General features: G+C 62.8%; 23 protein-coding genes and 1 pseudogene. 16 read left to right on the forward strand and 8 right to left on the reverse strand.

The genetic code is table 11. The features are described 5' to 3' along the window. Positions 1-22: 22 nt before the first annotated feature. Positions 23-568, reverse strand: a complete 546-nt coding sequence (cobU, locus tag V5B59_RS10180) for a bifunctional adenosylcobinamide kinase/adenosylcobinamide-phosphate guanylyltransferase (RefSeq protein ID WP_034920213.1) — start codon at positions 566-568, stop codon at positions 23-25. 66 nt (positions 569-634) lie between these two features. Here cobU and cobT point away from each other — a divergent pair, with 66 nt between their 5' ends. From cobT to V5B59_RS10200, 4 genes and pseudogenes are all read left to right on the forward strand, one after another. Next, complete coding sequence (cobT, locus tag V5B59_RS10185; RefSeq protein WP_169071194.1) at positions 635-1669, forward strand: nicotinate-nucleotide--dimethylbenzimidazole phosphoribosyltransferase; 1035 nt, start codon at positions 635-637, stop codon at positions 1667-1669. A gap of 40 nt (positions 1670-1709) precedes the next feature. Beyond that, positions 1710-2615 carry a ketopantoate reductase family protein gene (locus tag V5B59_RS10190; protein WP_169071195.1) on the forward strand — a complete coding sequence of 302 codons (906 nt, stop codon included), beginning with the start codon at positions 1710-1712 and terminating at the stop codon, positions 2613-2615. Between the two features lie 174 nt (positions 2616-2789). Next, positions 2790-3041, forward strand: a complete 252-nt coding sequence (locus tag V5B59_RS10195) for a type II toxin-antitoxin system Phd/YefM family antitoxin (RefSeq protein ID WP_169071196.1) — start codon at positions 2790-2792, stop codon at positions 3039-3041. A gap of 5 nt (positions 3042-3046) precedes the next feature. Continuing rightward, positions 3047-3184: pseudogene (locus tag V5B59_RS10200) on the forward strand (VapC toxin family PIN domain ribonuclease); the annotation flags it as partial. Positions 3185-3243: 59 nt separating this feature from the next. On the opposite strand, the gene V5B59_RS10205 reads toward V5B59_RS10200, so the two are convergent. Together V5B59_RS10205 and V5B59_RS10210 are read right to left on the reverse strand one after the other, a co-directional pair. Beyond that, positions 3244-4092 (reverse strand): SIR2 family protein, encoded by an 849-nt coding sequence (locus V5B59_RS10205; protein ID WP_169071197.1) that lies wholly within the window; start codon positions 4090-4092, stop codon positions 3244-3246. A 150-nt stretch (positions 4093-4242) separates the two neighbouring features. Further along, positions 4243-5109, reverse strand: coding sequence for an NAD(+)--dinitrogen-reductase ADP-D-ribosyltransferase (locus tag V5B59_RS10210; RefSeq protein ID WP_169071198.1), 867 nt, complete (start codon positions 5107-5109; stop codon positions 4243-4245). A gap of 168 nt (positions 5110-5277) precedes the next feature. Here V5B59_RS10210 and nifH point away from each other — a divergent pair, with 168 nt between their 5' ends. The 8 genes from nifH (at position 5278) to V5B59_RS10250 (ending at position 12231) form a co-directional block, all read left to right on the forward strand. Beyond that, a complete protein-coding gene (gene nifH, locus V5B59_RS10215; protein WP_169071199.1) occupies positions 5278-6174 on the forward strand; it encodes a nitrogenase iron protein in 897 nt (298 codons plus the stop codon). An 81-nt stretch (positions 6175-6255) separates the two neighbouring features. Beyond that, positions 6256-7740 carry a nitrogenase molybdenum-iron protein alpha chain gene (nifD, locus tag V5B59_RS10220; protein WP_169071200.1) on the forward strand — a complete coding sequence of 495 codons (1485 nt, stop codon included), beginning with the start codon at positions 6256-6258 and terminating at the stop codon, positions 7738-7740. Between the two features lie 64 nt (positions 7741-7804). Then, positions 7805-9373 carry a nitrogenase molybdenum-iron protein subunit beta gene (gene nifK / locus V5B59_RS10225; RefSeq protein WP_169071201.1) on the forward strand — a complete coding sequence of 523 codons (1569 nt, stop codon included), beginning with the start codon at positions 7805-7807 and terminating at the stop codon, positions 9371-9373. Between the two features lie 65 nt (positions 9374-9438). Next, on the forward strand, positions 9439-9663 hold the full coding sequence (gene nifT, locus V5B59_RS10230) for a putative nitrogen fixation protein NifT (RefSeq protein ID WP_169071202.1): 225 nt from the start codon (positions 9439-9441) through the stop codon (positions 9661-9663). A gap of 20 nt (positions 9664-9683) precedes the next feature. Continuing rightward, on the forward strand, positions 9684-9881 hold the full coding sequence (locus V5B59_RS10235) for a 4Fe-4S binding protein (protein WP_169071203.1): 198 nt from the start codon (positions 9684-9686) through the stop codon (positions 9879-9881). Positions 9882-9900: 19 nt separating this feature from the next. Beyond that, positions 9901-10611, forward strand: coding sequence for a dinitrogenase iron-molybdenum cofactor biosynthesis protein (locus V5B59_RS10240; RefSeq protein WP_169071204.1), 711 nt, complete (start codon positions 9901-9903; stop codon positions 10609-10611). Positions 10612-10633: 22 nt separating this feature from the next. Next, complete coding sequence (locus V5B59_RS10245; protein WP_169071205.1) at positions 10634-11608, forward strand: hypothetical protein; 975 nt, start codon at positions 10634-10636, stop codon at positions 11606-11608. 47 nt (positions 11609-11655) lie between these two features. Next, complete coding sequence (locus V5B59_RS10250) at positions 11656-12231, forward strand: cyclic nucleotide-binding domain-containing protein (protein ID WP_332351856.1); 576 nt, start codon at positions 11656-11658, stop codon at positions 12229-12231. 219 nt (positions 12232-12450) lie between these two features. Here the strand turns inward: V5B59_RS10250 and V5B59_RS10255 are convergent, their stop codons facing one another. Beyond that, entirely contained in the window at positions 12451-13005 is a 555-nt protein-coding gene (locus V5B59_RS10255) for a YSC84-related protein (RefSeq protein ID WP_169072056.1), read from the reverse strand. 202 nt (positions 13006-13207) lie between these two features. Between V5B59_RS10255 and V5B59_RS10260 the strand changes: the two genes are divergently transcribed. Together V5B59_RS10260 and V5B59_RS10265 are read left to right on the forward strand one after the other, a co-directional pair. After that, positions 13208-14170: a thiamine pyrophosphate-dependent dehydrogenase E1 component subunit alpha gene (locus tag V5B59_RS10260; RefSeq protein ID WP_169072055.1), complete on the forward strand. Its 963-nt coding sequence runs from the start codon at positions 13208-13210 to the stop codon at positions 14168-14170. A 9-nt stretch (positions 14171-14179) separates the two neighbouring features. Beyond that, entirely contained in the window at positions 14180-15136 is a 957-nt protein-coding gene (locus V5B59_RS10265) for an alpha-ketoacid dehydrogenase subunit beta (protein WP_332351857.1), read from the forward strand. A gap of 48 nt (positions 15137-15184) precedes the next feature. Here the strand turns inward: V5B59_RS10265 and V5B59_RS10270 are convergent, their stop codons facing one another. Together V5B59_RS10270 and V5B59_RS10275 are read right to left on the reverse strand one after the other, a co-directional pair. Then, positions 15185-15868 carry a response regulator transcription factor gene (locus V5B59_RS10270; RefSeq protein ID WP_332351858.1) on the reverse strand — a complete coding sequence of 228 codons (684 nt, stop codon included), beginning with the start codon at positions 15866-15868 and terminating at the stop codon, positions 15185-15187. Continuing rightward, entirely contained in the window at positions 15865-17319 is a 1455-nt protein-coding gene (locus V5B59_RS10275) for a sensor histidine kinase (protein ID WP_169072054.1), read from the reverse strand. Before V5B59_RS10275 ends, V5B59_RS10270 begins: the two co-directional genes overlap by 4 nt. Before the next feature lie 289 nt (positions 17320-17608). Between V5B59_RS10275 and V5B59_RS10280 the strand changes: the two genes are divergently transcribed. Both V5B59_RS10280 and V5B59_RS10285 read left to right on the forward strand, forming a co-directional pair. Next, positions 17609-18700 carry a sodium ion-translocating decarboxylase subunit beta gene (locus tag V5B59_RS10280; RefSeq protein ID WP_211203541.1) on the forward strand — a complete coding sequence of 364 codons (1092 nt, stop codon included), beginning with the start codon at positions 17609-17611 and terminating at the stop codon, positions 18698-18700. A gap of 45 nt (positions 18701-18745) precedes the next feature. Continuing rightward, entirely contained in the window at positions 18746-19105 is a 360-nt protein-coding gene (locus V5B59_RS10285; protein ID WP_169072052.1) for a hypothetical protein, read from the forward strand. 414 nt (positions 19106-19519) lie between these two features. On the opposite strand, the gene V5B59_RS10290 is transcribed toward V5B59_RS10285, so the two are convergent. Both V5B59_RS10290 and V5B59_RS10295 read right to left on the reverse strand, forming a co-directional pair. Next, the gene (locus tag V5B59_RS10290) at positions 19520-19969 is read right to left on the reverse strand and encodes a DUF2501 domain-containing protein (protein ID WP_169072051.1); all 450 of its coding nucleotides are present in this window, start codon (positions 19967-19969) and stop codon (positions 19520-19522) included. Positions 19970-20137: 168 nt separating this feature from the next. Next, a complete protein-coding gene (locus V5B59_RS10295) occupies positions 20138-23209 on the reverse strand; it encodes a type I restriction endonuclease subunit R (RefSeq protein WP_169072050.1) in 3072 nt (1023 codons plus the stop codon). Positions 23210-23211: the final 2 nt, after the last annotated feature.

The raw sequence follows: 23211 nt of genomic DNA on the forward strand, positions 1-23211 counted from the left end.
GGCCAGCAGCAGCGAGTGTCTGCTACTTGAGGGTCAGCGGCAGGCCCGCCGCCACCAGAGTCACCCGTTCGCACACCGCCGCCACCCGCTGGTTCAGCCGACCCTGCTCGTCGGCAAACAGCCGCGACAGTGCTGCCATCGGCACGATGCCGCAACCGACTTCGTTGGAGACCAGGATGATCCGCCCCGGAAGTTCCGGCAGCAGGTCGATCAGTGCCTGCGTCGCGCCGGCGAGGCGCTGGCAATGCACCGCTTCGCCGGCTTCCGCCTGGTTCGCCGCTTCGCCGGCAAACAGCAGATTCGACAACCACAGCGTCAGGCAATCGACGAGCAGGCAGACCTCGGGCGCCGCATGCCGGTGCAGGGCAGCGGCCAGTTCGAGCGGTTCGACGACCAGACCCCATTCAGGACAGCGCCGCGCCCGGTGATGTTCGATACGCCGCGACATTTCGGCGTCGAGCACCAGCGCCGTCGCCACGTAGATGACGCGCAATCCGCTTTCGCTGGCCCGGCGTTCGGCCAGGAAACTCTTGCCCGAACGGGCGCCGCCAATGATCAGTTCTCGCATGCCACGAAGCTTAGCACGACCGGGGGATGCGTATAATCGGTGCCTTTCTTCCCATCTGGCCAACGCATGCATTTCTCCATTCCGCCCACCGCCGTCGTCCCTGAGTTACAGGCCCGCATCGACGGCAAGACCAAACCACCCGGCTCACTGGGTCAGCTCGAACGTCTGGCACTGCAGATCGGACAGATACAGCAGTCCTTGACGCCGAGTCTCGAGCATCCTCACCTGCTGGTCTTCGCGGGCGACCACGGCGCAGCGCGCGCCGGCATTTCGGCATTCCCGCAGGAGGTGACCTGGCAGATGGTCGAAAACTTTCTTGCCGGCGGCGCAGCGATCAATGTTTTCGCCCGCCACAACGGCCTGCAACTGCAGGTCATAGACGCCGGCGTCGCACATGACTTCGGCACGCGCGCCGGTCTGGTCGACGCCAAGATCGCTTTCGGAACGTGCAACTATCTCGAAAGGGCGGCGATGAGCACGGCCGAGCGCGATGCCGCGCTGGCCCGCGGCGCGGCCATCGTCGGTGCGCTGGCTGATCAGGGCTGTCGGGTGGTCGGTTTCGGCGAGATGGGGATCGGCAATACCGCCGCCGCTTCGCTGCTGACGCATTCTCTGACCGGCACGCCGCTGACCGATTGCGTCGGGCGGGGTACCGGCCTCGACGACTCGGGTCTCGCCCGCAAACAGACGCTGCTGGCACAGGCGGTGCAGCGCGCAGCCTTGTCACCCGGTGCCGACGCGCTGCGCGTGCTCGCCGAGTTCGGCGGTTTCGAAATCGCGATGATGAGCGGCGCGATGCTCGCCGCTGCCGAGCGCGGTCTGCTGCTGCTGATCGACGGCTTCATCGTCACTTCGGCGCTGCTGGTCGCCGCTGCCATCGCACCGAATATTCGCGACTATTGTGTCTATTGCCACCGCTCGGCAGAGCCGGGCCATCTCGCACAACTGCGCGCCCTGCACGCCGAACCGCTGCTCGACCTCGGTCTGCGTCTCGGCGAGGGCACTGGCGCCGCACTGGCCTGGCCGCTGGTGCGCGCTGCTGCCGCTTTCCTCAACGAAATGGCCAGTTTTTCCTCGGCCGGCGTCAGCGAGCAGGCCTGAGCGGGGTCAGCTGTATCGCCAAAGGCGGCAAGCACATCCTATGAAAACAGCGGTACTGGGTGCCGGCGCGGTCGGCTGTTACTACGGTGGCATGCTGGCGCGCGCGCGGCGCGAGGTGGTGCTGATCGGGCGGCCGCAGCATGTCGAGGCGATCAAACGCGACGGCCTCTACATGGACACGCAGAACTTCCAGGAGCATGTACGGGTCGCGGCCACCATCGAGGCGGCCGGCCTCGTTGGCGCGCGCATGGTGCTGTGCTGCGTGAAGTCCACCGACACCCTGCAGGCTGCGGTGGAGATGGCTCCACACCTTGCCGATGATGCCATACTGCTGAGCCTGCAGAACGGCTACGACAATGCCGAACGCCTGCAGGCGGCACTGGGGCGGCCGGTGCATGCGGCGGTGGTATATGTCGCCACCGAGATGGCGGGGCCGGGCCACCTGCGCCACCACGGGCGCGGCGAGCTGGTGATCGGTCCTTTTGCCGGCAGCGCCGAGGTGGTGGCCGAGTTCGCCGTCGCCGGCGTGCCGGTGCAGGTCTCGGACAATGTGGCCGGCGCGCTGTGGGCCAAGCTGATCATCAACTGTGCCTACAACGCGTTGTCGGCGATCACCCAGTTGCCCTACGGCCGCATTGCGCCGGGCGAAGGCATTGCCGGCGTGATGGCGGACATCGTCGCCGAATGCCTGGCCGTGGCGCAGGCCGACGGCGTCGTGGTGCCGGGCGACATCCACGCTGCGGTGGCGGGCATCGCACGTTCGATGGCGACGCAGAAATCCTCCACCGCGCACGACGTGGCGCGCGGCAAGCGCAGCGAAATCGATCACCTGAACGGCTACGTGCTGCGCCGGGGCGAGGCCCTGGGCATTGCCACGCCGGTCAATCGCGTACTGCATGCCCTGGTGCGGCTGCTGGAAGCACGTGCGCCCGACTGCGGCCGCTGAGGGTGGCAGCACTCAGGCCGCCAGCGCGGGGGTGCTACCGCGACCCTCGGGAATTCGCCGATCTACGAGGATGGCAATGCGTTTGGACATGTCGATGTCGCAGGTTTCGGTTAAAGTGACTCGATGGCTCTGACCTGTCTGGTCAGAATGTAAACCCATGGATGGGAGCGAGCTATGCAAACCTGGCAAATGCAAACGGCCAAGGCGCAATTCTCTGATCTGGTCAAACGTGCGGCCGACGAGGGGCCGCAGGAAATCACCGTGCACGGTCGTTCGGTCGCGGTCGTCATCTCGCGCGAGTTGTTCGATCGTTTGAGCGGCAACAGTGAATCGCTGGTGGACTTCATGGGTCAGTCGCCGCTCTACGGACAGGAGGACATCGACTTCGAACGCGACCGAAGCCTGCCGCGCGAGGTGGACTTTTGAGCTAGCTGATCGACACCAACGTCCTGTCCGAGCTGCGCCGCAAGCAGCCCGACCCGCAGGTCGTGACCTGGTTGCAAGCGCGGCCGCCTCAGTCGCTGTTTCTGAGCGTGCTGACACTGGGCGAGATCCGCAAAGGCATTGACTGTGGCGACGGACGGCTTCACTCCGAAAGGCCGCAAGTGGAAGAATGACTCACAGCCTTTCAGCTCAATAGGGCTTCACCGATCAGCGCCGTCACTTCCTCTTCGATCAGCTCGATGCCGATCCGCTTGCAGAAGCGCCGTTCCTTGTCGTTGGGGTCGGCGATCAACGCCCAGCCGGCGGGCTCGGTGGCGGCGTCGTGGAGCAGGTCGGAGAGAACCATGCGCTCGGAATCGCGATTGAGGCGCATGCCGAGCAGCAGATAGCGTTTGCCGCGACGCCGCGTCTTGATGAACGCGGGCACGGCGAAGCCGCCCATCAGTTCGGTGATGTAATCGACATAATCGGCGTCGGAGGCGATGTAGCTCGGCTGCGGCCTCGGCGCGCCCATCGGCTTGAAGAGGACGGGCAGGGTCGCATCGGCCTGCTCGGGAGGGATCTCGCGGTAGCTGCTGCCGTCCGAGACATACAGCTTGAAGCGATAGTCGGTGCCGCCGATGCGTGCACAGCCGAGAATCAGCAGGTGCGGAATTCCGCCATACGAATCGAGCAACTGCGTGTCGCGGTTGATGTCGATCACATAGGGAGGGTGGAGCGTCGCCAGCCACTCGTGCACCGCCGCGCGTGTCCAGCGCGTTTCGCCATAAGTCGTATCGAGGAAGCGCGTCACTGCCGCCCGGCCGCGCTTGAGTTCGACATTCATTGCCGCGCGCGGAAATTCGTACATCAGTTTGGGCGCCATCGGCGAGCCATTGTTCATCGCCAGGATGAGTTGCTCGCTGCTGGCAGGCATCGTCCGGCTGTCGAGAGTCGACGTCACGTCTGCAAGGACGCCGGGGCCAAGGTAGGGAACGATGCTGCCGTCGGTGAGGCCGGATTGCCATTGCGTGAGAAGGTGGGTGAAGGTCATTGTGCGTACTCCGGGTGAATTTACCCTGCTCACGCAAGAAGCGAGCCAAGTCTTCCTGCCAACCATTGTGCGGCTGACGAACCGGAGTTTGACGCCAGTGTAGGTTTTGCGACAAGGGCGGACAGAGCGGCAACCCGGAGCAGGCCGGCCCTAGAAGCGCGCCCGCCGCACCCGGTAGAGGCCGCCGATGACCACGTACTCATCCTCGCCACGCAGCATGCCGGGCAGCAACTGGCTGAAGAAGGCCAGCTTCGGCAAGGGCACATCGACGGCGAGCAGGTCGTCGCCGAATTCGCCGGCGCGCTCGCGCGAGCGCGAGAAGGAATTGATGTTGTTGAGCAGCAGCACCTTGTCGCCCTGGTGATTGTCATCGACGGTTTCGTGCTCGGAGAGCCGGTTGACGCCCCGGTACAGCCGCAGGTGCGTTCGCTGCGGAAACTGCCGGGCCAGTTCGTACTGGCTGTAAGCGTACAAGAGGTCGAGCTGTGACTCCAGCGCGTTGGTGCCGCGCAATCCCTGCGCGCGCATTTCCACATAGCGCTGCCAGGCGCGGCTGCCCGGTTCGCGCAGCGGTCCGCCGTGGTGGCGCGGACAAAGCCCGAAGCGTGACTCGACCCAACCTTTCAATACCGCCGCCTCGCGGCTCTCGGCGTCGAAGGCCCAGCCACGCAGCACGCGCAGGTAACTGGCCTTCGCCCGCGCACTCGTCTGGCCGGCGGAGAGCCCGGCATCTTCGGGCTGCTGCAGACGAAAGTGCTTCTGCATGTAGCCGGCAAAGCGCTCGGCGCGCTCCGGTGTTTCGGGAATGTCATCGAGAAGCGCCCACAGCGGTTTGTGCAGGTCGGCGATTCCGTCGATCTGCAAGCGGGTCGGATGCCGTTGAAAGGTCAGGCCACCGAGGATTACGGCCGGCAGATTGCAACGGTTGATCGGCAGTCGGGCCAGGCGCGGCAGTGTCGGGCAGTGTTCGCCCGTCTTGTCGGGAGCGCGACAAACGTCTGCGGGAATGTCAGACACCGGCGTCTCGTCGGCTTTCGACGGAATCGCCGCAAGCCTTGCCAAATCTGGGTTTCAGCGCATCCGGCGGGATCTGGCACGGTCTGTGCACCAGCCCTGTCAGGAGCGCGGGATTCTTCCCTGCTTCAGCGGATTTCAACGCAGCAATTCAATCAAGGAGATTGCATCATGGCAAAACTTCGTCAGGCCGCCATCTATGGCAAGGGCGGTATCGGCAAGTCTACCACCACACAGAACCTCGTCGCTGCTCTGGCCGAGGCAGGCAAGAAAGTGATGATCGTCGGCTGCGATCCGAAGGCCGACTCGACTCGCCTGATCCTGCACAGCAAGGCACAGAACTCGGTCATGGGTCTGGCTGCCGAGGCCGGTTCGGTCGAGGACCTCGAACTCGAGGACGTGATGTCCGTCGGTTACGGCGGCATCAAGTGCGTCGAGTCGGGCGGCCCGGAACCTGGCGTCGGCTGTGCCGGTCGCGGCGTCATCACCGCCATCAACTTCCTCGAAGAAGAAGGGGCTTACGACGAGGATCTCGAGTTCGTCTTCTACGACGTGCTCGGTGACGTGGTTTGCGGCGGTTTCGCGATGCCGATCCGCGAGAACAAGGCGCAGGAAATCTACATCGTCTGCTCCGGCGAGATGATGGCCATGTACGCCGCCAACAACATCGCCAAGGGCATCGTCAAGTATGCCAACTCGGGGGGTGTGCGCCTTGCCGGACTGATCTGCAACAGCCGCAACACCGACCGGGAAGACGAACTGATCATCGCGCTGGCCGAGAAGCTGGGCACCCAGATGATCCATTTCATTCCCCGTCACAACGTCGTGCAGCACGCCGAGATCCGCCGCATGACCGTCATCGAGTACGACCCGACGGCACCACAGGCGGATGAGTATCGTGCCCTGGCGAGGAAGATCGTCGACAACAAGAACTTCGTGATCCCGACGCCGGTGACCATGGACGAACTCGAGGCACTGCTGATGGAGTTCGGCATCATGGAAGCCGACGACGAGTCGATCATCGGCAAGACCGCCGCCGAACTTGCCGCCGAACTCGCCGTCGCTTGACTTGCGCGGGTCTGACCCGTTGATCGCAACCCGCGGGGGCCGTGCGCGCATGAGTGCCGGCTCCCCAAAAGGAGAAGCAGGATGTCTGAATTGACACGTGAAGAAACCGAAGCCCTGATCCAGGAAGTACTCGAGGTCTATCCCGAGAAAGCCAGAAAGGACCGCGCCAAGCACCTCGCGGTCAACGACCAGTCGATCGAGCAATCGAAGAAGTGCATCACCTCCAACCGCAAGTCCCTGCCCGGCGTGATGACCGTCCGCGGCTGCGCCTACGCCGGTTCCAAGGGCGTCGTCTGGGGTCCGATCAAGGACATGATCCATGTCTCGCATGGTCCCATCGGCTGCGGCCAATATTCACGCGCCGGCCGACGCAACTACTATGTCGGCACCACCGGTGTCGACACCTTCGGCACGATGAACTTCACCTCCGACTTCCAGGAGAAGGACATCGTCTTCGGCGGCGACAAGAAGCTGGCCAAGCTGGTTGCCGAGATCGAGCAGTTGTTTCCGCTGCACAAGGGCATCTCGGTACAGTCCGAGTGCCCGATCGGCCTGATCGGCGACGACATCGAGGCGGTTTCGAAGAAAGCCGCCAAGGAGATGAACAAGCCCATCGTGCCGGTGCGCTGTGAAGGCTTCCGCGGCGTTTCGCAGTCGCTCGGCCACCACATCGCCAACGACTCGATCCGTGACTGGGTCCTCGACAAGCGCGATGGGCAGGGTTTTGACGCGACACCCTACGATGTTTCGATCATTGGCGACTACAACATCGGCGGTGACGCCTGGGCATCGCGCATCCTGATCGAGGAAATGGGCCTGCGCGTGGTTTCACAATGGTCCGGCGACGGCACCCTGGCGGAGATCGAGAAAACGCCCAAAGTCAAGCTCAACCTCCTGCACTGCTACCGCTCGATGAACTACATCAGCCGTCACATGGAGGAGAAGTATGGCATTCCGTGGCTGGAGTACAACTTCTTCGGACCGACCAAGATCGCCGAGTCGCTGCGCGCGATTGCCGCGCATTTCGACGACTCCATCAAGGAAGGTGCCGAGCGCGTGATCGCCAAATACCAGCCGATGATGGACGCGGTGATCGCCAGGTACAAGCCGCGCCTGCAGGGCAAGACGGTGATGCTCTATGTCGGCGGCCTGCGTCCGCGGCATGTCATCGGCGCTTACGAGGATCTCGGCATGCAGGTCATCGGTACCGGCTACGAGTTCGCGCATAACGACGATTATGACCGCACGATCAAGGAAATGGGCAACGCCACCCTGCTCTACGACGACGCCACCGGCTTCGAACTGGAGGAGTTCATCAAGCGCATGCAGCCCGACCTGGTTGGTTCCGGAATCAAGGAGAAGTACGTCTTCCAGAAAATGGGCATCCCGCTGCGCCAGATGCACTCCTGGGACTATTCCGGTCCGTACCACGGCTACGACGGCTTTGCCATCTTCGCCCGCGACATGGACATGGCAATCTCCAACCCGTGCTGGAGCAAGCAGACACCGCCGTGGAAGAAGCGGCCCGAAGTGCCTGAAGCAAGCGAGCTGAAGAAGGTCGCCTGAGAGAAATTTCCCTCAACTTGTGCTTGGCGTCCACAAATGGGTGGCGCCGGCAAAGGAGATGAAGATGCAAGCCGTAGATGATATCAAACCCTGCTATCCGCTGTTCCGCGACGACGATTACAAGACCTCGTTGAAGAACAAGCAGGAACTGTTCGAAGAACGCCATTCCCCGGAGAAGGTGCAGGAGGTTTTTCTCTGGACGACCACCCAGGAATATCAGGATCTGAATTTCAAGCGCGAGGCGCTGACCGTCGATCCGGCGAAGGCCTGTCAACCGCTCGGCGCCGTTCTCTGCGCGCTGGGTTTCGAGAAGACGCTGCCCTATGTACATGGTTCGCAGGGCTGCGTGTCCTATTTCCGCACCTATTTCAACCGCCACTTCAAGGAGCCGATCTGCTGCGTCTCGGATTCGATGACCGAAGATGCCGCGGTGTTCGGCGGCCAGAAGAACATGTTCGACGGTCTGGAAAACGCCAGGGCGATCTACAAGCCGGAGATGATCGCGGTCTCCACGACGTGCATGGCCGAGGTGATCGGCGACGACCTCAACGCCTTCATCAACAACGCCAAGAAGGAAGGGCATGTGCCGCAGGAATTTCCGGTGCCTTTTGCGCACACACCGTCCTTTGTCGGCTCGCATGTCACCGGCTGGGACAACATGTTCGAAGGCATCATCCGTTCCTTCACGCTGAACAGCATGGCCGACAAGGTGCCGGGCAAGAACGGCAAGCTCAACTTCGTTCCGGGCTTCGAGACCTATCTGGGCAACTTCCGTGTCATCAAGCGGATGATGGCCGAGATGGGGGTCGATGCGACGCTGCTCTCCGATCCGACCGAGGTGCTCGACACGCCCGCCGACGGCGAGTTCCGGATGTACGCCGGCGGCACCACGCAGGACGAGATCAAGGACGCCCCGAACGCCATCAGCACGCTCCTGCTGCAGCCCTTCCAGCTCGACAAGACGAGGAAGTTCGTCGAGAACACCTGGAACCATGAAGTGCCCAAGCTGAACATTCCGATGGGCGTGGACTGGACCGACGAATTCCTGATGAAGGTCTCCGAGCTGACCGGCAAGCCGATCCCCGAATCGCTGGCCAAGGAGCGCGGCCGCCTGGTCGACCTGATGTCGGACTCGCACGCCTGGCTGCACGGCAAGAAGTTCGCCCTCTACGGCGACCCCGATTTCGTAATGGGAATGGTCAAGATCCTGCTCGAATGTGGTGCCGAACCAACGCACGTCGTCAGTCACAACGGCACCAAGCGCTGGCTCAAGGCGATCGAGAAGCTGCTCGCCGAGAGCCCCTTCGGCACCCACGCCAAGGCCTACAGCGGCATCGACCTGTGGCATCTGCGCTCGCTGTGCTTCACCGACAAGCCGGATTTCCTGATCGGCAACAGCTACGGCAAGTTCATTCAGCGCGATACGCTGCACAAGGGCAAGGCCTTCGAGGTGCCGCTGATCCGCATCGGCTTCCCGCTCTTCGATCGTCATCATCTGCATCGCCAGACGACGATCGGCTACGAGGGTGCCATGCAGGTGGTGACGACGCTGGTCAATGCGGTACTCGATCGTCTCGACGAAGAGACGATGGGCATGGCGACTACGGACTACAACTTCGACCTGGTCCGCTAGGCACGCCAGGCACGTTCCACGGGAACGCTCCGCCGTTCCCGCCGCCAACCGCGAAGGAAAGTCTCATGGCCAACATCATGGTCCGCAAGGATGCCGCCGGCGCCTACTCGTTCTACCTGCCCAAGCGTGATCTGGAGGACGCCATCGTATCGATGGAGTTCGACACTTCCGAGAAGTGGGGCGGCGAGATCCGCCTCAACAATGGCGGCGCCTATTACATCGAACCGCAGGCCTTGCCTGCGCGTTTCCCGATCTCGCTGCGCGCCAGGCGACTGGACGCAGCCGAGTAAGAAATCCACGGAGAATCATCATGGCAATGAAAATCATCCAGGCCGAATGCACGTCGTGCGGCGACTGCAAGCCGGTCTGTCCCACCAGCTCGATCACCAGCAAAGCCGGCATCTACAAGATCAATGCCGACACCTGCAGCGAGTGCGAAGGCGAGCACGATTCGCCGCAGTGCCTCGACGCCTGCCCGGCGGGCGAGGCCTGCATCGTCTTTATCTAGCTTGCCCAGGGAGACGCTGATGTCGCAGTCGATTACCCGTGAAGCCGCCTTGCGCATCGCGCTCGCCGCGCGCGAGCTGGGTGATCTGTCGGTCGGGGAGCTGGTCTCGGCTCTGGTCTCAAGACTGGAGCTGCCACTGACCGAGGTCAAGCTCACCAGCATGACCGTGGCCGATCTGCAGGTTCTTCTGCAGGGTGATGAGGTCGTCGAAACGGATATTCCGAAAGATCGGCTCAAGCAGGCGGTTCGCCTGCTTTGGGGCGAAGGCCTTGTCCACAGCGATCTGCCGCCGCTGGCGGGCTACAGCGATGGCGACATGCCCGGCTCGATTCGCGTCGCCTGTGCCTCCAACCGTGAGGACTTGCTCGATGGGCATTTCGGCTCCTGCGAGCGCTTTCTCGTCTATCAGGTCTCGCCGGCCGAAGTGCGCCTGATCGGCGTGCGGCCGACACTCGAAGCGGATCACGCCGAAGATCGCAACGTCGCACGCGCGGCACTGATCGATGACTGCCAGATCGTTTATGTGCAATCGATCGGCGGTCCGGCGACGGCCAAGGTGGTGCGCGCCGGGGTACACCCGGTAAAAGTGGCAGGTGGAACGGCGCTGGCAACGCTGGCGCAGTTGCAGCAGGCCTTGCAGCATCCACCGCCCTGGCTGGCGCGGATCATGGGTGTCGAAGCCAGCTCGCTGGCGCGCTTCGCGGCGAATTTCGCTGCCGAGGACGCATGATTAGCGTGTCGGAGAACAGTCAATGAAGAGGGTATCGCGCTGGGACGAGCTGTCCCACCGGGTCGCCGAACTGTGTGTACGGATTCCCGCCACGGTCGGACCAGCGGTACTGGCCCGACAACTGGCGGTATTGGCACCCGATCTGGCGTTTCGCGAAGTCCTGTCGCGCGGCGGCTGGTATCGCCTGGGTGGCGTGGTCGATGCCGAGGGTGCCCATGTCGCCGACGATCTGGAAGCCTGGGCCGAGCGCGAGCTGGGCGCGCACGGTGACGACATGGCAGCACTATGCGACGACTATATCGACCGCGGCCTGCGCGCCACCCGCCTGACCGGACGAACGCATTATTTCGTCGCCGCCATCGGGTCCGGCGCAACAGACTTCGTTCAGCTCGAAATCGAGGAACTGCAGGAGATGATCTGTCATCCGTTGTTCACCGATGACAGTCTGCCTTCGGGAGTCGAGGAACTCGTCGATCCACGCCGTAGTCACGCCACCTGCGGTGCCGGCGCCCAGCCTTTGGGCGCACCTTTTCTGGCCATGCGACGGCTGATGCCGGTCGCCACCTTCCTTGCCCGCATGCGCCAGCAAAAGCCGGAAGCGCAACCGATCCATCGCTTCGTCGCCGCCTGGGAGGCAAGCAGCGCCGGCACGGCAACGCAATTCTCCAACCACTGGGTGATCGCCGTTCGCGAGCATCTCGACCGCTACCGGCAGGCCATCCTGCATGCCACGCCGGTGGCGGCGCTGAACGGCACGCCAGCAAAGTTTGTCGCCGCATTCGGCATGCGCGGCCTGCCTCTGCGTGATGCCATGCTGCGCTACGACAAGGCCATCGGTTACCCGATGGCCTGGTTCTTCCACATGCTGACGACCAAGAGCGCACCGCACACCCTGGCCAATGCCGTGATCGACGATGTGCAGGCCGGTTTTCATTACCTTCCTGATCGCGACGTGCAGGTGGTCAAGGAGTGGCTGTACCAGCCCTACGGCTTCTGATACGCTGCGCGCTGCGGCAAGTCGTTTGCCTGCCTGCGCCATCACTCATGGGCCAACTCTGCTTAACCAACATCCGGGGCGGCGCCAATGATCCGAGAAAACGAATACCATTATGCCGTTATGCTCAGGACGGTACGCCAGTGAAGACCGTACGATTTCTCCAGGAACAACCCATTTTCGGCGGCGTGGACGACCAGGCGATGCAGTCGATCATGCTGCTGATGCGTGAACTGAGTTTTGCCGCTACAGACATGATTGTTCAGGAGGGAGAAGACGGTGACTCCCTCTTCGTGATCTGCAGCGGCTCGGTTGAGGTCTTGAAAGCCTGCCCCACAGCGAACAGCGAGTTCGGAAAGCGCATCGCCGTCTTGAGGGTCGGTGATGTTTTCGGCGAGATGGAATTGATCGACTTGCAGCGCCGCTCGGCAACGGTGCGCGCACTTGAACCGGTGTCGGTGCTGGCATTGTCGAACGCCGATCTCTTCCAGATCTACGAGTCTGACCTGCCGACCTTTACACTGATTGTCCTGAACCTGGCCAGGGAACTGAGCCGTCGCCTGCGCAGCATCGACGATCTGGCGGTGCGCTACATGCCCACCAACAGTCGCCCAGACTCTTCGTGAGGACTCGCAGTCACCCCGCAGTCGCACCTTCCTTGATGTGAAAGTCGCGTCAGCGACTCAAGAATCTCCCCTCTCCACTCGCGGGAGAGGGGCCGGGGGAGAGGGAAACGGTCATGACTTTTTCAGGCACCCGATCATGGAAGTCATGACCGTTCGCCTCCCGCTTCCCCGCCTTGCCCCTGGAAAGCCTGCAAATTGCCGCCCTGCGGCGGCGAGCGCTCACTTGTTGAGTTTGCTGATCTTGTTGCCCTGCAGGCCGATCCCCGCCATCAACCCCTTCTGGCTGAAAATGAAGGCGTAGATATCGTCCTGCATGGTGGTGGTGGTATGGGATTTGCCCATTCCCTCGTCGATGACCACGATGCTCGGACCGATGCCGACTTCGAAGCCTTCGTTGGCATCGAGCGCTTGCAATGCCTTTTCATTCATGAAAAACATCGCATAACCGTATTTTTGCGCCCCCGCCTGCAAGCCATACGACGCGCCGGCGGTGCTGTAATGGCCCACGGCCTTGCCGTCCCGCCACAGAACGCCTTCACCGTACTGGCCGCCGACCACCAGGCCAGCCTTGGTGATACTGGGGAAAACCAGTACCGCAATGGCCTTGGCGTTGAGTGCCCTGGCCGCAGACACTTTGGCAAGCAGTCTGTTGAGCGCTGCCTGTGATGCACGGTCGAGTTCGGCTGTACTTTCCGCAGCGGCAGGAAGCGCGATGAGTGCGGACAGGAGGATGGCAAGCGCCATGAGGAATGAGCGCGCAGGATTGGCGTACATGATGGTTCCTTTGTGAAAATACGATGGAAATCCCATTCTGCCACCAGAACCGAATTCAATCCACCAATCGAAGGCTGCAAGGCTGGCGCCCCGCTGCGTCCAGGCCCGTGCATCTGGAACGGGAAGGTATCGGCTTCCTTCGTCTTGCGGATTTTTCTGCGTAGGCTAGACTCGCATGGCCAGAACCACCACGGGAACAGTCATGAAACCAGAAAGAAAATCCATCGATGAGATCGAACTGCTCGAGCAGATGCTGCTGGTGCGCGCCTATGAGGAGATGATCGTCGAGAGCAGCGCTGCCGGCAAGGTACCGGGCACCTGCACCTCGGTTGGCCAGGAAGCGGCCGGGGTTGGCGTGGTGAGCGCGCTCACCGCCGACGACCTGATCCTCACCAACCACCGCAGCGCCGCGCATCTCCTGGCACGCGGCGCCGACCCCGGCCGCCTGCTGGCCGAAGTGATGGGCCGCCGCGACGGTTACTGTCAGGGCAGGAGCGGCTCGCTGCACATCTCGGTACGCGAACTCGGGGTGGTGCTGACCTCGACCATCGTCGGCGGCGAACTCTCGCTGGTCACCGGCGTCGCGCTGGCGCAGAAAATGCTTGGCCGGCCGGGAATCGTCGCCTGCTTCTTTGGCGATGGCGCGGCTTGCGAAGGCATCTTCCATGAGTCGCTGAATCTCGCATCGGTGTGGGATCTGCCGATTCTCTATGTCTGCGAGAACAACCAGTGGCAGGCTTTCGTGCATCGTCGCGAGACCATGAAGAGCGACCATATCGCCGAATGGGCAGCGCCTTATGGCGTCGATGGCGCGACCGTCGATGGCAACGACGTCGCGGCCGTGCGTGCCGCCACCCTTGCCGCGGCGGCGCACGTGCGCGACAGCAGCCGGCCTTTCCTGCTGGAAACCTATACCTATCGCAGCCGCGGCCATTTCGAGCCGGACGACCAGGCGTACGTCGATCCTGCCGAACATACCGCCTGGCTGGCCCGTGACCCGATCGAAGCCTGCCGCCGACGTCTGCTCGGCAACGGCCGGCTGACCCCCGAAACCGCCGCGGCGCTGCAGCAGCGAGTACAGCAGCGGATCGCTGCTGCACTGGCCTTTGCCGAAGCCTCCCCCTTCCCCGACATCAGCGAGATGACCCGCGACGTTTACGCCTGAGGATTTCCCATGCCAATCCAGACTCCCTACGAAACCATCGCTGCCGCGATCGCCGAGGAGATGCGCCGCGACCCGACGGTGTTGATGTTCGGCGAAGGCGTCGCCACCAAACGCCACGATCTCTTGAGCGAATTCGGCAGCGCGCGTATTCGCAACACGCCACTTGCCGAGGCCATCATCGCCGGTACTGCCGTTGGTGCCGCAGCCAGCGGGCTGCGACCGGTGATCGACCTGCTCTTCGCACCCTTCCTCTGCTACGCGATGGACCCGCTGGTCAACAGCGCCGGCAAGCTGCGCTTCCTGTCCGGCGGCCAGTTTTCCTTTCCGCTGGTGACCCTGGCGATGACCGGCTCCGGCTGGGGCGTCGGCGCGCAGCATAACCACAATAACGAGGCCTGGTTCGTGCACAGCCCCGGCATCAAGGTGGTGATGCCGTCGAACGCCGCCGACTGCAAGGGTCTGCTCAAGGCAGCCATCCGCGACGACAACCCGGTGCTCTTCTTCATCGATCTGGCGCTGCTTCACCAGCCCGGCGAGGTGCCCGAGGGCGAGCATCTGCTTGCCCTCGGCACGGCGGCGACGCTTCGTAGCGGTACCGATGTCACTCTGGTGTCCTACGGCAAGACGGTAGGCAACTGCCTGGCGGCGGCGACGACCCTCGCCACCATCGGGATTGCGGCCGAAGTGATCGATCTTCGCAGCCTCAAGCCGCTCGACGAGGACGCCATCCTGGCTTCGGTGAGGAAGACCGGACGCCTGGTGGTAGTACATGAAGCGGCGCGGATGGCCGGCCTTGGCGCCGAAATCGCCGCGCTGGCCGCAGAAAAGGCCTTTGCCGCACTCAGGGCGCCGGTGCTGCGCCTCGGTGGCCCGGACGCGCCGGCCGCCGCCAGTTTTCCGCTGGAACAGGCTTACGCACCTTCTGCCGCCGCCATCGGCGCCGCGGTGCAATCACTCTTTCGCTGATGGAGCGGACTCGCGCCAGCGATTCACCGGACAGACCGCCCGAACGGGCTATCCTTCCCTGGACTCCACTACAGGAGAGAACTCATCGCGCCGCAGACCCTGCTCGCCGTTCGTCATGAATAGCCGGAACAACTCGGCAAGCGAGCCGACCTGCAACTTTTCCCGAATACGGCTGCGATGGAATTCGACCGTTTTGACGCTGACGCAGAGAGCCTCGGCGATGGCGCGCGTCTGCCGGCCCTCGAGGATGTGCTCGAGCACCTCGCGCTCGCGGACGGACAGCAGCGCCAGGCGCTCCGCCAGGTCCGGCGGCGAATGCGGGGGGGCGGCCATGCCGCAGCGCTGCTCGGCATCGGCGCGCAGCGCATGGCAGGTTGCCAGCACCAGGCGCTGCTCGTCATGCGGCTTTTCGATGAAGTCGAATGCGCCCTTTTTCAACGCACGCACTGCCATCGGGATGTCGCCGTGCCCGGTGAGAAAGACGATCGGGATGCGGCAGCGCCGCTTGTAAAGCTCGTCCTGCAGGTCGAGACCGCTCATCACCGGCATGCGGATGTCGAGGATCAGACAGCCCGAGCACTCCGGGCTGAAGTGCTTGAGGAAAGCCCGCGCCGACTTGAAAAGCTGCACTTGCAGGCCGGCCGTGCGCAACAGCATTCCCAGCGAGTCGCGCACCGCCTCGTCATCGTCGATCACGAAAACCGTCTGTTCGATTGCCGGCTTGTCGCTCATCCATCCTCCGCGGCGATCGTGAAGTGGAAAATCGTCCCACCGCCTGGATTCGGGTCATGCCACAGGCGCCCGCCATGCGCTTCGACCACCGAGCGGCAGATCGACAGGCCGAGCCCGAGCCCTTGCGGCTTGGTGGAGCGAAATGGCGTGTACAGATGCTTGTACATCGCCGCGGGTATTCCTTCGCCATTATCGCTGATCGATACGGTGATCGCGCCAGCGGACTGCCGACCGGTCGAGACGGTGAGCCGGCGACGCGCCTGGGCAAGTGGCCGCATCGCATCGACCGCGTTCTCGAGCAGATTCACCACCACCTGTTCGAGCAGGAAACGATCGGCGAGTATCGGCGGCAGGTGCTCGCCCAGGACGACGTTGACGACGACGCAGTGGTCCTCGATGCGCGCTTCCATCAGCTCGATCGCCTCGCGAACGATGGCGTTCAGTTCGCACAATACCGGCTGGGGGTGTTTGCTGCGAACGAAGTCGCGCATCCGCGTGACGATGTTGCCGGCGCGTATGGCCTGGCCGCGTGACTTCTCGATGGCGTGCACCAGTTCCGCGCGGTCCATTGTTTCGTTCGCCAACAGGCGCAGACAGGCGTCATTGTAGCTGGCGATCGCCATCAGCGGCTGGTTGATCTCGTGCGCCAGTGCAGAAGTCGCTTCGGTGAGCGCAGAAAGGCGCGACGTACGGTACAGCATGTCCCGGTTCTCGCGCCGCAAAAACTGCGCGTGGCGCCGATCCGAGATGTCGGTGACGACGATCAGGGTCACCGCGCTGGTGTCCTGCCAGGGTATCGGGCCGAATTGCACGAGATACCAGCGACCGCTCGCCGGGTCGCGCCGTTCTTCGGAACTGAAGCCGAGGGAGGGATACAGCGCGCCGCGGCGGTCATGGCCATCGCCACCGGTCAAGTATTGCGGCAGGTCGGCAGCACCCAGACCATTCGGCTCTGCGCCGATCATCTCCGCCAGGCGTCGATTAGCGTACAGGATCCGTCCGCTGTGTGCGTCCACCACATAGACAGCCGCGTGCATTTCGTCGAGCACGCGCACGAAACGCTCGTCGGCGCGCTGCATCGCCAGGCGCAGCCGGGTCAGCAGGATGACGAAAACGACGAAGACCACCACCATCACGAGGCCATCCCAATAGAACAGTTCCGGCCGCGCGTAGCCGTGCGATGAACTGAAGCTGAACAGCCAGCACAGCCAGCACAGGCAGGCAGCGGCAGCGATCGACAGCCCTGCATAGCGTCCTGCGCTCCAGGTGGCGAGCGCGACCGGCAGCAGGTAAAGGCTGCCGAGTCGCAGCTCGTAGCCACTGAGGTAGTCGAGAGCGCCGATCCATGTGGTGAGTAGCAGCGCCAAAGCGAGCCACCTGCCGGCGCCTGCATGCCTGATCCGGGCACCGCCCGGCAATCCCTGCGGCGGCAAGGTCATCGGGCGATTCATGGCGACCACCGCGAGATGGGGGGTGTCTCTGCTTGAGGCCGGTCGGTGCATGGGCAAATCATTGGCAAGTCTGGCGGCAAGATCTAGTGCCAACCCTAGTTAGGACGCTGATCGGCGACACTTATACTCCAACTCTTCACCGTTGGCGATTCCCGGCGCAGCGGTGATTGGCAGGACATCCTGCCATTCTTCCCGGATACAGGAGGTGGCAGTGGATCAAATCCCGGTTTTTCTCCAGGCCTTGCTCGATCAGACCGGGGCTGTGCATTTCACGTTCGGTAACCTGGTGATGGTGATCATCGGTTGTACGATGATCTATCTGGCAATTGCCAAGCATTACGAACCGCTGCTGCTGATCGGCATCGGCTTCTCGTGCATCGTCGCCAACGTTCCCGGCCCACCAGATGATGTACCGGGTGGACAGGCGATCTCGGCGCTGCTCTATGTCGTCAAGGAGGGTGGGCTGTTCCACTACGCCTACCAGGGCGTGGCCTTGTTGATCATTCCGCCGCTGATCTTCCTCGGTGTCGGCGCCATGACCGACTTCGGACCGATGATCGCCAATCCCAAGCTGGTCATTCTCGGCGCCGGCGCGCACCTGGGAATCTTCGTTGCACTGATTCTCGCCAAACTGCTCGGCTTCAGCCTGGCCGAGGCCGGCGCCATCGGCATCATCGGTGGCGCCGACGGCCCGATGGCGATCTTCGTCACCGTCAAGCTGGCGCCGCATCTACTCGGCCCGGTCTCGGTGGCCGCCTATTCGTACATGGCGCTGATGCCGATGATCCAGCCGCCAGTGATGCGGCTGCTGACTACCAAGGCCGAACGCCAGATCAGCATGGAACAATCGCGCAAGGTGAGCAAGCTGGAGAAAATCGCCTTCCCGATCGTGATCGCGATCATCGTCAATCTGTTTTTCCCGCCAGTCGCGCCGCTGATCACCATGCTGATGCTCGGCAATCTGTTCAAGGAAACCGGCGTCGTCGATCGCCTGGCCAAGACCGCTGCGGGTGGCCTGATGAATGTGATCATCATGATCCTGACCGTGGCCATCGGCTCCACCATGGCGGCGGACAAGTTCCTGACGCTGCAGACACTGGAAATTGTGGGACTTGGCCTGGTCGCCTTTCTGTTCGGCACCGGTTCTGGCGTGGTGACGGCAAAGATCATGAACCTGTTCCTGAAGACCAAGATCAACCCGCTGATCGGCTCGGCCGGAATCGCTTCGGTGCCGATCGCGGCGCGCGTGTCGCACATCGTGGCGTACCAGGAGAACCCGAAAAACCTCCTCATCTACCACGCGATGGGTCCGAACCTCGCCGGCGTCTTCGGCACCGCCATTTCCGGCGGCATCATGCTCGCGCTGATCGGTGTCGGCTGAACACGCCATGCCGACCCTACCCTTTCCACATCGAGGACCGCGAACATGAATTCCCTCATTCCCGACACCCTGCAAGGCGCGCTGCTCCTCAGCCTGATCGACTTCTTCCTGAGCTTCGTGGTGATCTCGTTCATCGGCCTGGTACTCTCATGGTTCCCGCTGCTCAACCGCGTCGGCACCTGGGTGTCGCACAAGCGCCCGTCCGCCCCCGCATCCAAGAAGAAAGCGCCGGTTCAGGCGTTCGTTGCAGAGCAGGAGATTCCGGTCGAGGATGTCGTCGCCATCGCTGCCGCGATAACTGCCATGGTCGGAGATCATCATATTCTGCATATCGAGCCGCACAACGCTGAGTGGAGCACGGCCGGCCGGGTTGCGCATCATCACTCGCATCTGCCGAAGCACTGATCCCCTGGCCTGGGTGTCTCGGTTGAGGATGCCCTGTCCAAACGGTCATGACTTTGCAAGACATCCCCGATGATCATGACCGTTTCCTTCTCCCCCAAACCCTCCCCCGCGAGTGGGGAGGGGAGATTCGTGAGTCGCTCGCGACTTTCATAGTAAGGCCTTGCATCCCCATCCGCGTTTGCATGCTTGACCGCGTCATCATCGGCAGGAGCTGGCGGGGGGAGCGGTGGAGCGCTCGTCTGTACGGATGGCGGCACGATCTGAGCAGGTGCTGGTCGAGGCATCTTCGCAAGGTTCTCCTGAAGATGGCCGACAATCCCCCATGCTGCGGCCAGCATGACGATCAAAAACCAGAACATCATCATGACCTCAGGTATCCCGACCATTTCCAGCGAGATCGTTCCCCCTGCCCACTCACAACATCGATTTTCCCTGGTCGAGAACCTTGTCGCAGATCTTCTTCGTGAGCTGTTTCTTCATCCCTCCGAGGTCGAGCTGACTGCCATCGCTGCTGCTCAGAATGCCCTTGGCACCGCTACTGTAGCCACTGTCGGAGGAGGTGGAGGATCCACCCTGGAGCTTGCTCATCAACGAGTCCTTGACCGAAGCCGCCTTGTTGCCGCCGAGATAATTGTTCTTGATGCAGAACTCCAGCAAGCCCGCGACGTTGCTGGCGCTGCCCGAGGTGATGGATGGCCCGGACAGTGCCCCACCCAGGCCACCGAGATTCCCGAGTCCACCGGACGATGCGCTGCTTTCCTCCTTCTTGAGCAGATCTCCAAGCTGCGCGTGCGCGGCAGAGATGGACAACAAAGCGGCGATCGACATCCCTGCGATCGTGATCCGACAGCTGCGTACGTTCATGTTCGAACCCCATTGATTGGTTGTGGAAGAGTTCACCGCTTTATGGTAGTGCATTGCTGGCGTACTGCCAATCGTTCGTGGGCCCTTACCATCCTCAAAGCCGGCACCAAAATGGCGGAAAGCGGATGCTCGTAACCAACCAGTAACCGCAGGCGCCTAAGGCGGCCGTCAGCTACCCGCCGCGTTGCCCCGTGTTGGCTGGACATCACCCCGACTCGTCAGCGCATACACCATATCGCCAACGGAGCGCCGGAAGGATTCGTTTTCGACGAACTGCTTGTAGACCTGCGTGTCGTCCCTGAGCAGGATCTGCATCACCCTTCCCAGGGCCTGATCGTGAGCCATACGTGCCGTATGCGGTGTATTTTCCTTGGCGTTCCGGTAGGCCGCGTCTGCGGCGACCTGTGGCGCGATGTCGTCGCGGATGCGCTTTGTCACGCGATCGCTATCTGTAAACAGGGTGCCGAACTGGTCGTTGAAGGTTTTGAGGATGTTGCTCAGGCGGTCCAACTCTGGCTCGGGCTTATGACCACAGGCATCAGTCGGCAGGGGTTCGATCTCCGCATCCGTATCCTCCAGTACGATCTTCTGCACCGACTTCTTCTCCACGCGGTAGCTATCCATGTCGATGGCTTCGAGGATGCCTTTAGCGAGGTCTTCCTCCTGCGGCGCGGGCAACTTAGGTATCAGCAGATTTAGCAGGATAGAGAGCTTCTCCCACTCCGCATTGCTGTAGGCAATCACCGATGACAGAAAACTGTAGGTGCGGCAGAACATTTTGGCCTTGCTCTTGAAGTCCACTTGTCCTTCTTCGTCAAGCGTGCCGGTGTATACCGCCACGCACGCATCGAGGATCGGATCGAGCTTGTCGCGATCCTCGCCGCCGAGGAACAGTTCCACCACTCGTTGCATTTGTTCCGGGGAATACACCTGTGTCGCATCCAGCACCGCCTTGAGGTCGTGCAGCTTGTTGGGATCCGTTTCCTCCGCGAGCAGTGTGGTGCGGAAGTAGTCCTGAAACGCAACAGTGATCGCCTCGCTGTTGTTCTGGAAATCGAGCACGAAGCAGTCGTACTTCTGCGGGTGCCCGCGGTTCAGCCGCGACAGGGTCTGCACCGCCTTGATCCCGGCCAGCAGCTTGTCCACGTACATCGTGTGCAGCAGCGGCTCGTCATAGCCGGTCTGGAACTTGTCGGCGCAGATCAGGAAGCGGTAGGGGTCGGACTGGATCTTCCGTGCGATGTCGCCGCTCGCGAAGCCGTTGAGCGACGCCTCGCTCACCTTCGCTCCGCCGTACTCGTGCTCGCCCGAGAAGGCGACGATCGCCTGGTACGGGCTCTTGCGCTCCCGCAGATACGCCTGGAAGGCGTGGAAGTACTGGATCGCCCGCTCGATGCCGCTGGTGATCACCATCGCCCGCGCCTGCCCGCCAATCTTCTCGGCCGCCAGCACCTGCGCGTGGAAGTGGTCCACCATGATCTCGGTCTTGAGGCGGATCGCGTGCTCGTGGCTCTCGACGTAGCGGCGCAGCTTCCGGTTCGCCTTGCGGGTATCGAACTCCGGGTCGTCTTCGCTCATCTTGATCAGCCTGTAGTAGCTGTCTACCGGCGTGTAGGCCTTGAGCACATCAAGGATGAAACCTTCCTCGACCGCCTGCTTCATCGTGTAGCTGTGAAACGGCCGATGTCTGACGCGCCCTTCCGCGTCGGGCGGCAGCGGCTCGCCGAACATCTCCAGCGTCTTGTTCTTGGGGGTCGCGGTGAAGGCGAAGTAACTGGCATTGGCCAGCATCTTGTGCGCCGCCATGCGCTTTTCGAGCGCCGCGTTCACCGTGTCCTCGGGGTCGGGTCCCGCGTCGTCGTCTTCCCCCAGCGCACCGAGCGCCTGGCTCATCGCCGCCGAGGTTTTGCCGCCCTGGCTCGAATGCGCTTCGTCGATGATGATGGCGAAGGTCCTGCCGCTCTCGGTGGCGATCTCGTCGAGGATGAAGGGAAATTTCTGCACCGTCGAGACGATGATCTTCTTGCCGTCCTGAATGAACTTGCGCAGGTCGCCCGAACGCTGGGCATGCCCCACCGTCGCGCCCACCTGCATGAACTGCTTGATCGTGGTCTGGATCTGGTCGTCGAGCAGGCGCCGGTCGGTGACCACGATCACCGAGTCGAAGACCTCCCTGTTCGCCTGATCCGTCTGATCACCGTCGCGCTGCAGGCCGATGAGCTGGTGCGCCAGCCAGGCGATCGAATTCGACTTGCCGCTGCCGGCCGAGTGCTGGATCAGGTAACGCCTGCCCGCCCCGTGGGCGCGCACATCGGCCAACGCCTGGCGCACGACGCCGAGCTGGTGATAGCGCGGCCAGACCTGCCGACGCTTCTTTCTGCCCGTGCGCGGATCCTTCTCCTCGACGATCTGCGCGTAGTTCTCGAGGATGTTGGTCAGACCCGCCGGGGTGAGCACCTCCTTCCAGAGGTAGTCGGTCTTCAGGCCGTGCGGGTTGGGCGGGTTGCCGGCGCCGTCGTGGGTGCCCTTGTTGAACGGCAGGAACCAAGAACCCCTGCCGCGCAACTCGGTGCACATCTGCACCTCGCTCTCGTCGACCGCGAAGTGCACCACGCAGCGGCCGAACTCGAACAGCCGTTCGCGCGGGTTGCGATCGCGCCGATACTGCTCGACGGCATCCTCGACCGTCTGTTTGGTGAGGCTGTTCTTCAGCTCGAAAGTGGCGATCGGCAGGCCGTTGATGAACAGGCACAGGTCGAGCGCGCGGCGCGTCTCGTCGCTGCTGTAGGCGAGCTGGCGCGTGATCGAGAAGCGGTTCTGCGCGTGCCGCGCCGCGGCGCGGGCGTTGCCTTTCGATGCCGTGCCGTAGAACAGGTCGAAGTGCAGCGGCCCGTGCGCCACGCCCTTGCGCAGCACGTCGATGACGCCGCGTTTGCCGATCTCGGCAGAAAGGCGGGCGAGGAACTTGAGGCGGTTGATGTCGCTGGCGTCGTTCGCGTCGGCCAGCGCCAGCTTCCTGAAGGCGTCGGGCTGGGTGGCGTGCAGGAAGGCGAAGAGCTGCGGCACGTCGAGCGCGTGCGCGCGGTCGTAGTCCTGCGCGCTGCCGGCGATGTAGCCGGTGCCGCCGTAGGGCGCGCGCACTTCCGCGGCGGTGTTCGGTGCGATGGCAAGGCCATCCACGCCGGTCATGTGGCGCATGATCAGGCTCTCCAGGCCCTTCTCGCTGGTGTCGGTTGGCATGG

It is taken from the genome of Candidatus Accumulibacter contiguus (assembly GCF_036625285.1).
Classification (GTDB): Bacteria; Pseudomonadota; Gammaproteobacteria; order Burkholderiales; family Rhodocyclaceae; genus Accumulibacter; species Accumulibacter contiguus.

Excerpts from the sequence above, each read along its gene's own strand:
- cobU (WP_034920213.1), bottom strand. The coding sequence starts at position 568 with ATGCGAGAACTGATCATTGGCGGCGCCCGTTCGGGCAAGAGTTTCCTG.
- cobT (WP_169071194.1), top strand. The coding sequence starts at position 635 with ATGCATTTCTCCATTCCGCCCACCGCCGTCGTCCCTGAGTTACAGGCC.
- V5B59_RS10190 (WP_169071195.1), top strand. The coding sequence starts at position 1,710 with ATGAAAACAGCGGTACTGGGTGCCGGCGCGGTCGGCTGTTACTACGGT.
- V5B59_RS10195 (WP_169071196.1), top strand. The coding sequence starts at position 2,790 with ATGCAAACCTGGCAAATGCAAACGGCCAAGGCGCAATTCTCTGATCTG.
- V5B59_RS10205 (WP_169071197.1), bottom strand. The coding sequence starts at position 4,092 with ATGACCTTCACCCACCTTCTCACGCAATGGCAATCCGGCCTCACCGAC.
- nifH (WP_169071199.1), top strand. The coding sequence starts at position 5,278 with ATGGCAAAACTTCGTCAGGCCGCCATCTATGGCAAGGGCGGTATCGGC.
- nifD (WP_169071200.1), top strand. The coding sequence starts at position 6,256 with ATGTCTGAATTGACACGTGAAGAAACCGAAGCCCTGATCCAGGAAGTA.
- nifK (WP_169071201.1), top strand. The coding sequence starts at position 7,805 with ATGCAAGCCGTAGATGATATCAAACCCTGCTATCCGCTGTTCCGCGAC.
- nifT (WP_169071202.1), top strand. The coding sequence starts at position 9,439 with ATGGCCAACATCATGGTCCGCAAGGATGCCGCCGGCGCCTACTCGTTC.
- V5B59_RS10235 (WP_169071203.1), top strand. The coding sequence starts at position 9,684 with ATGGCAATGAAAATCATCCAGGCCGAATGCACGTCGTGCGGCGACTGC.
- V5B59_RS10240 (WP_169071204.1), top strand. The coding sequence starts at position 9,901 with ATGTCGCAGTCGATTACCCGTGAAGCCGCCTTGCGCATCGCGCTCGCC.
- V5B59_RS10245 (WP_169071205.1), top strand. The coding sequence starts at position 10,634 with ATGAAGAGGGTATCGCGCTGGGACGAGCTGTCCCACCGGGTCGCCGAA.
- V5B59_RS10250 (WP_332351856.1), top strand. The coding sequence starts at position 11,656 with ATGGGCCAACTCTGCTTAACCAACATCCGGGGCGGCGCCAATGATCCG.
- V5B59_RS10255 (WP_169072056.1), bottom strand. The coding sequence starts at position 13,005 with ATGTACGCCAATCCTGCGCGCTCATTCCTCATGGCGCTTGCCATCCTC.
- V5B59_RS10260 (WP_169072055.1), top strand. The coding sequence starts at position 13,208 with ATGAAACCAGAAAGAAAATCCATCGATGAGATCGAACTGCTCGAGCAG.
- V5B59_RS10265 (WP_332351857.1), top strand. The coding sequence starts at position 14,180 with ATGCCAATCCAGACTCCCTACGAAACCATCGCTGCCGCGATCGCCGAG.
- V5B59_RS10270 (WP_332351858.1), bottom strand. The coding sequence starts at position 15,868 with ATGAGCGACAAGCCGGCAATCGAACAGACGGTTTTCGTGATCGACGAT.
- V5B59_RS10275 (WP_169072054.1), bottom strand. The coding sequence starts at position 17,319 with ATGAATCGCCCGATGACCTTGCCGCCGCAGGGATTGCCGGGCGGTGCC.
- V5B59_RS10280 (WP_211203541.1), top strand. The coding sequence starts at position 17,609 with ATGGTGATCATCGGTTGTACGATGATCTATCTGGCAATTGCCAAGCAT.
- V5B59_RS10285 (WP_169072052.1), top strand. The coding sequence starts at position 18,746 with ATGAATTCCCTCATTCCCGACACCCTGCAAGGCGCGCTGCTCCTCAGC.
- V5B59_RS10290 (WP_169072051.1), bottom strand. The coding sequence starts at position 19,969 with ATGAACGTACGCAGCTGTCGGATCACGATCGCAGGGATGTCGATCGCC.
- V5B59_RS10295 (WP_169072050.1), bottom strand. The coding sequence starts at position 23,209 with ATGCCAACCGACACCAGCGAGAAGGGCCTGGAGAGCCTGATCATGCGC.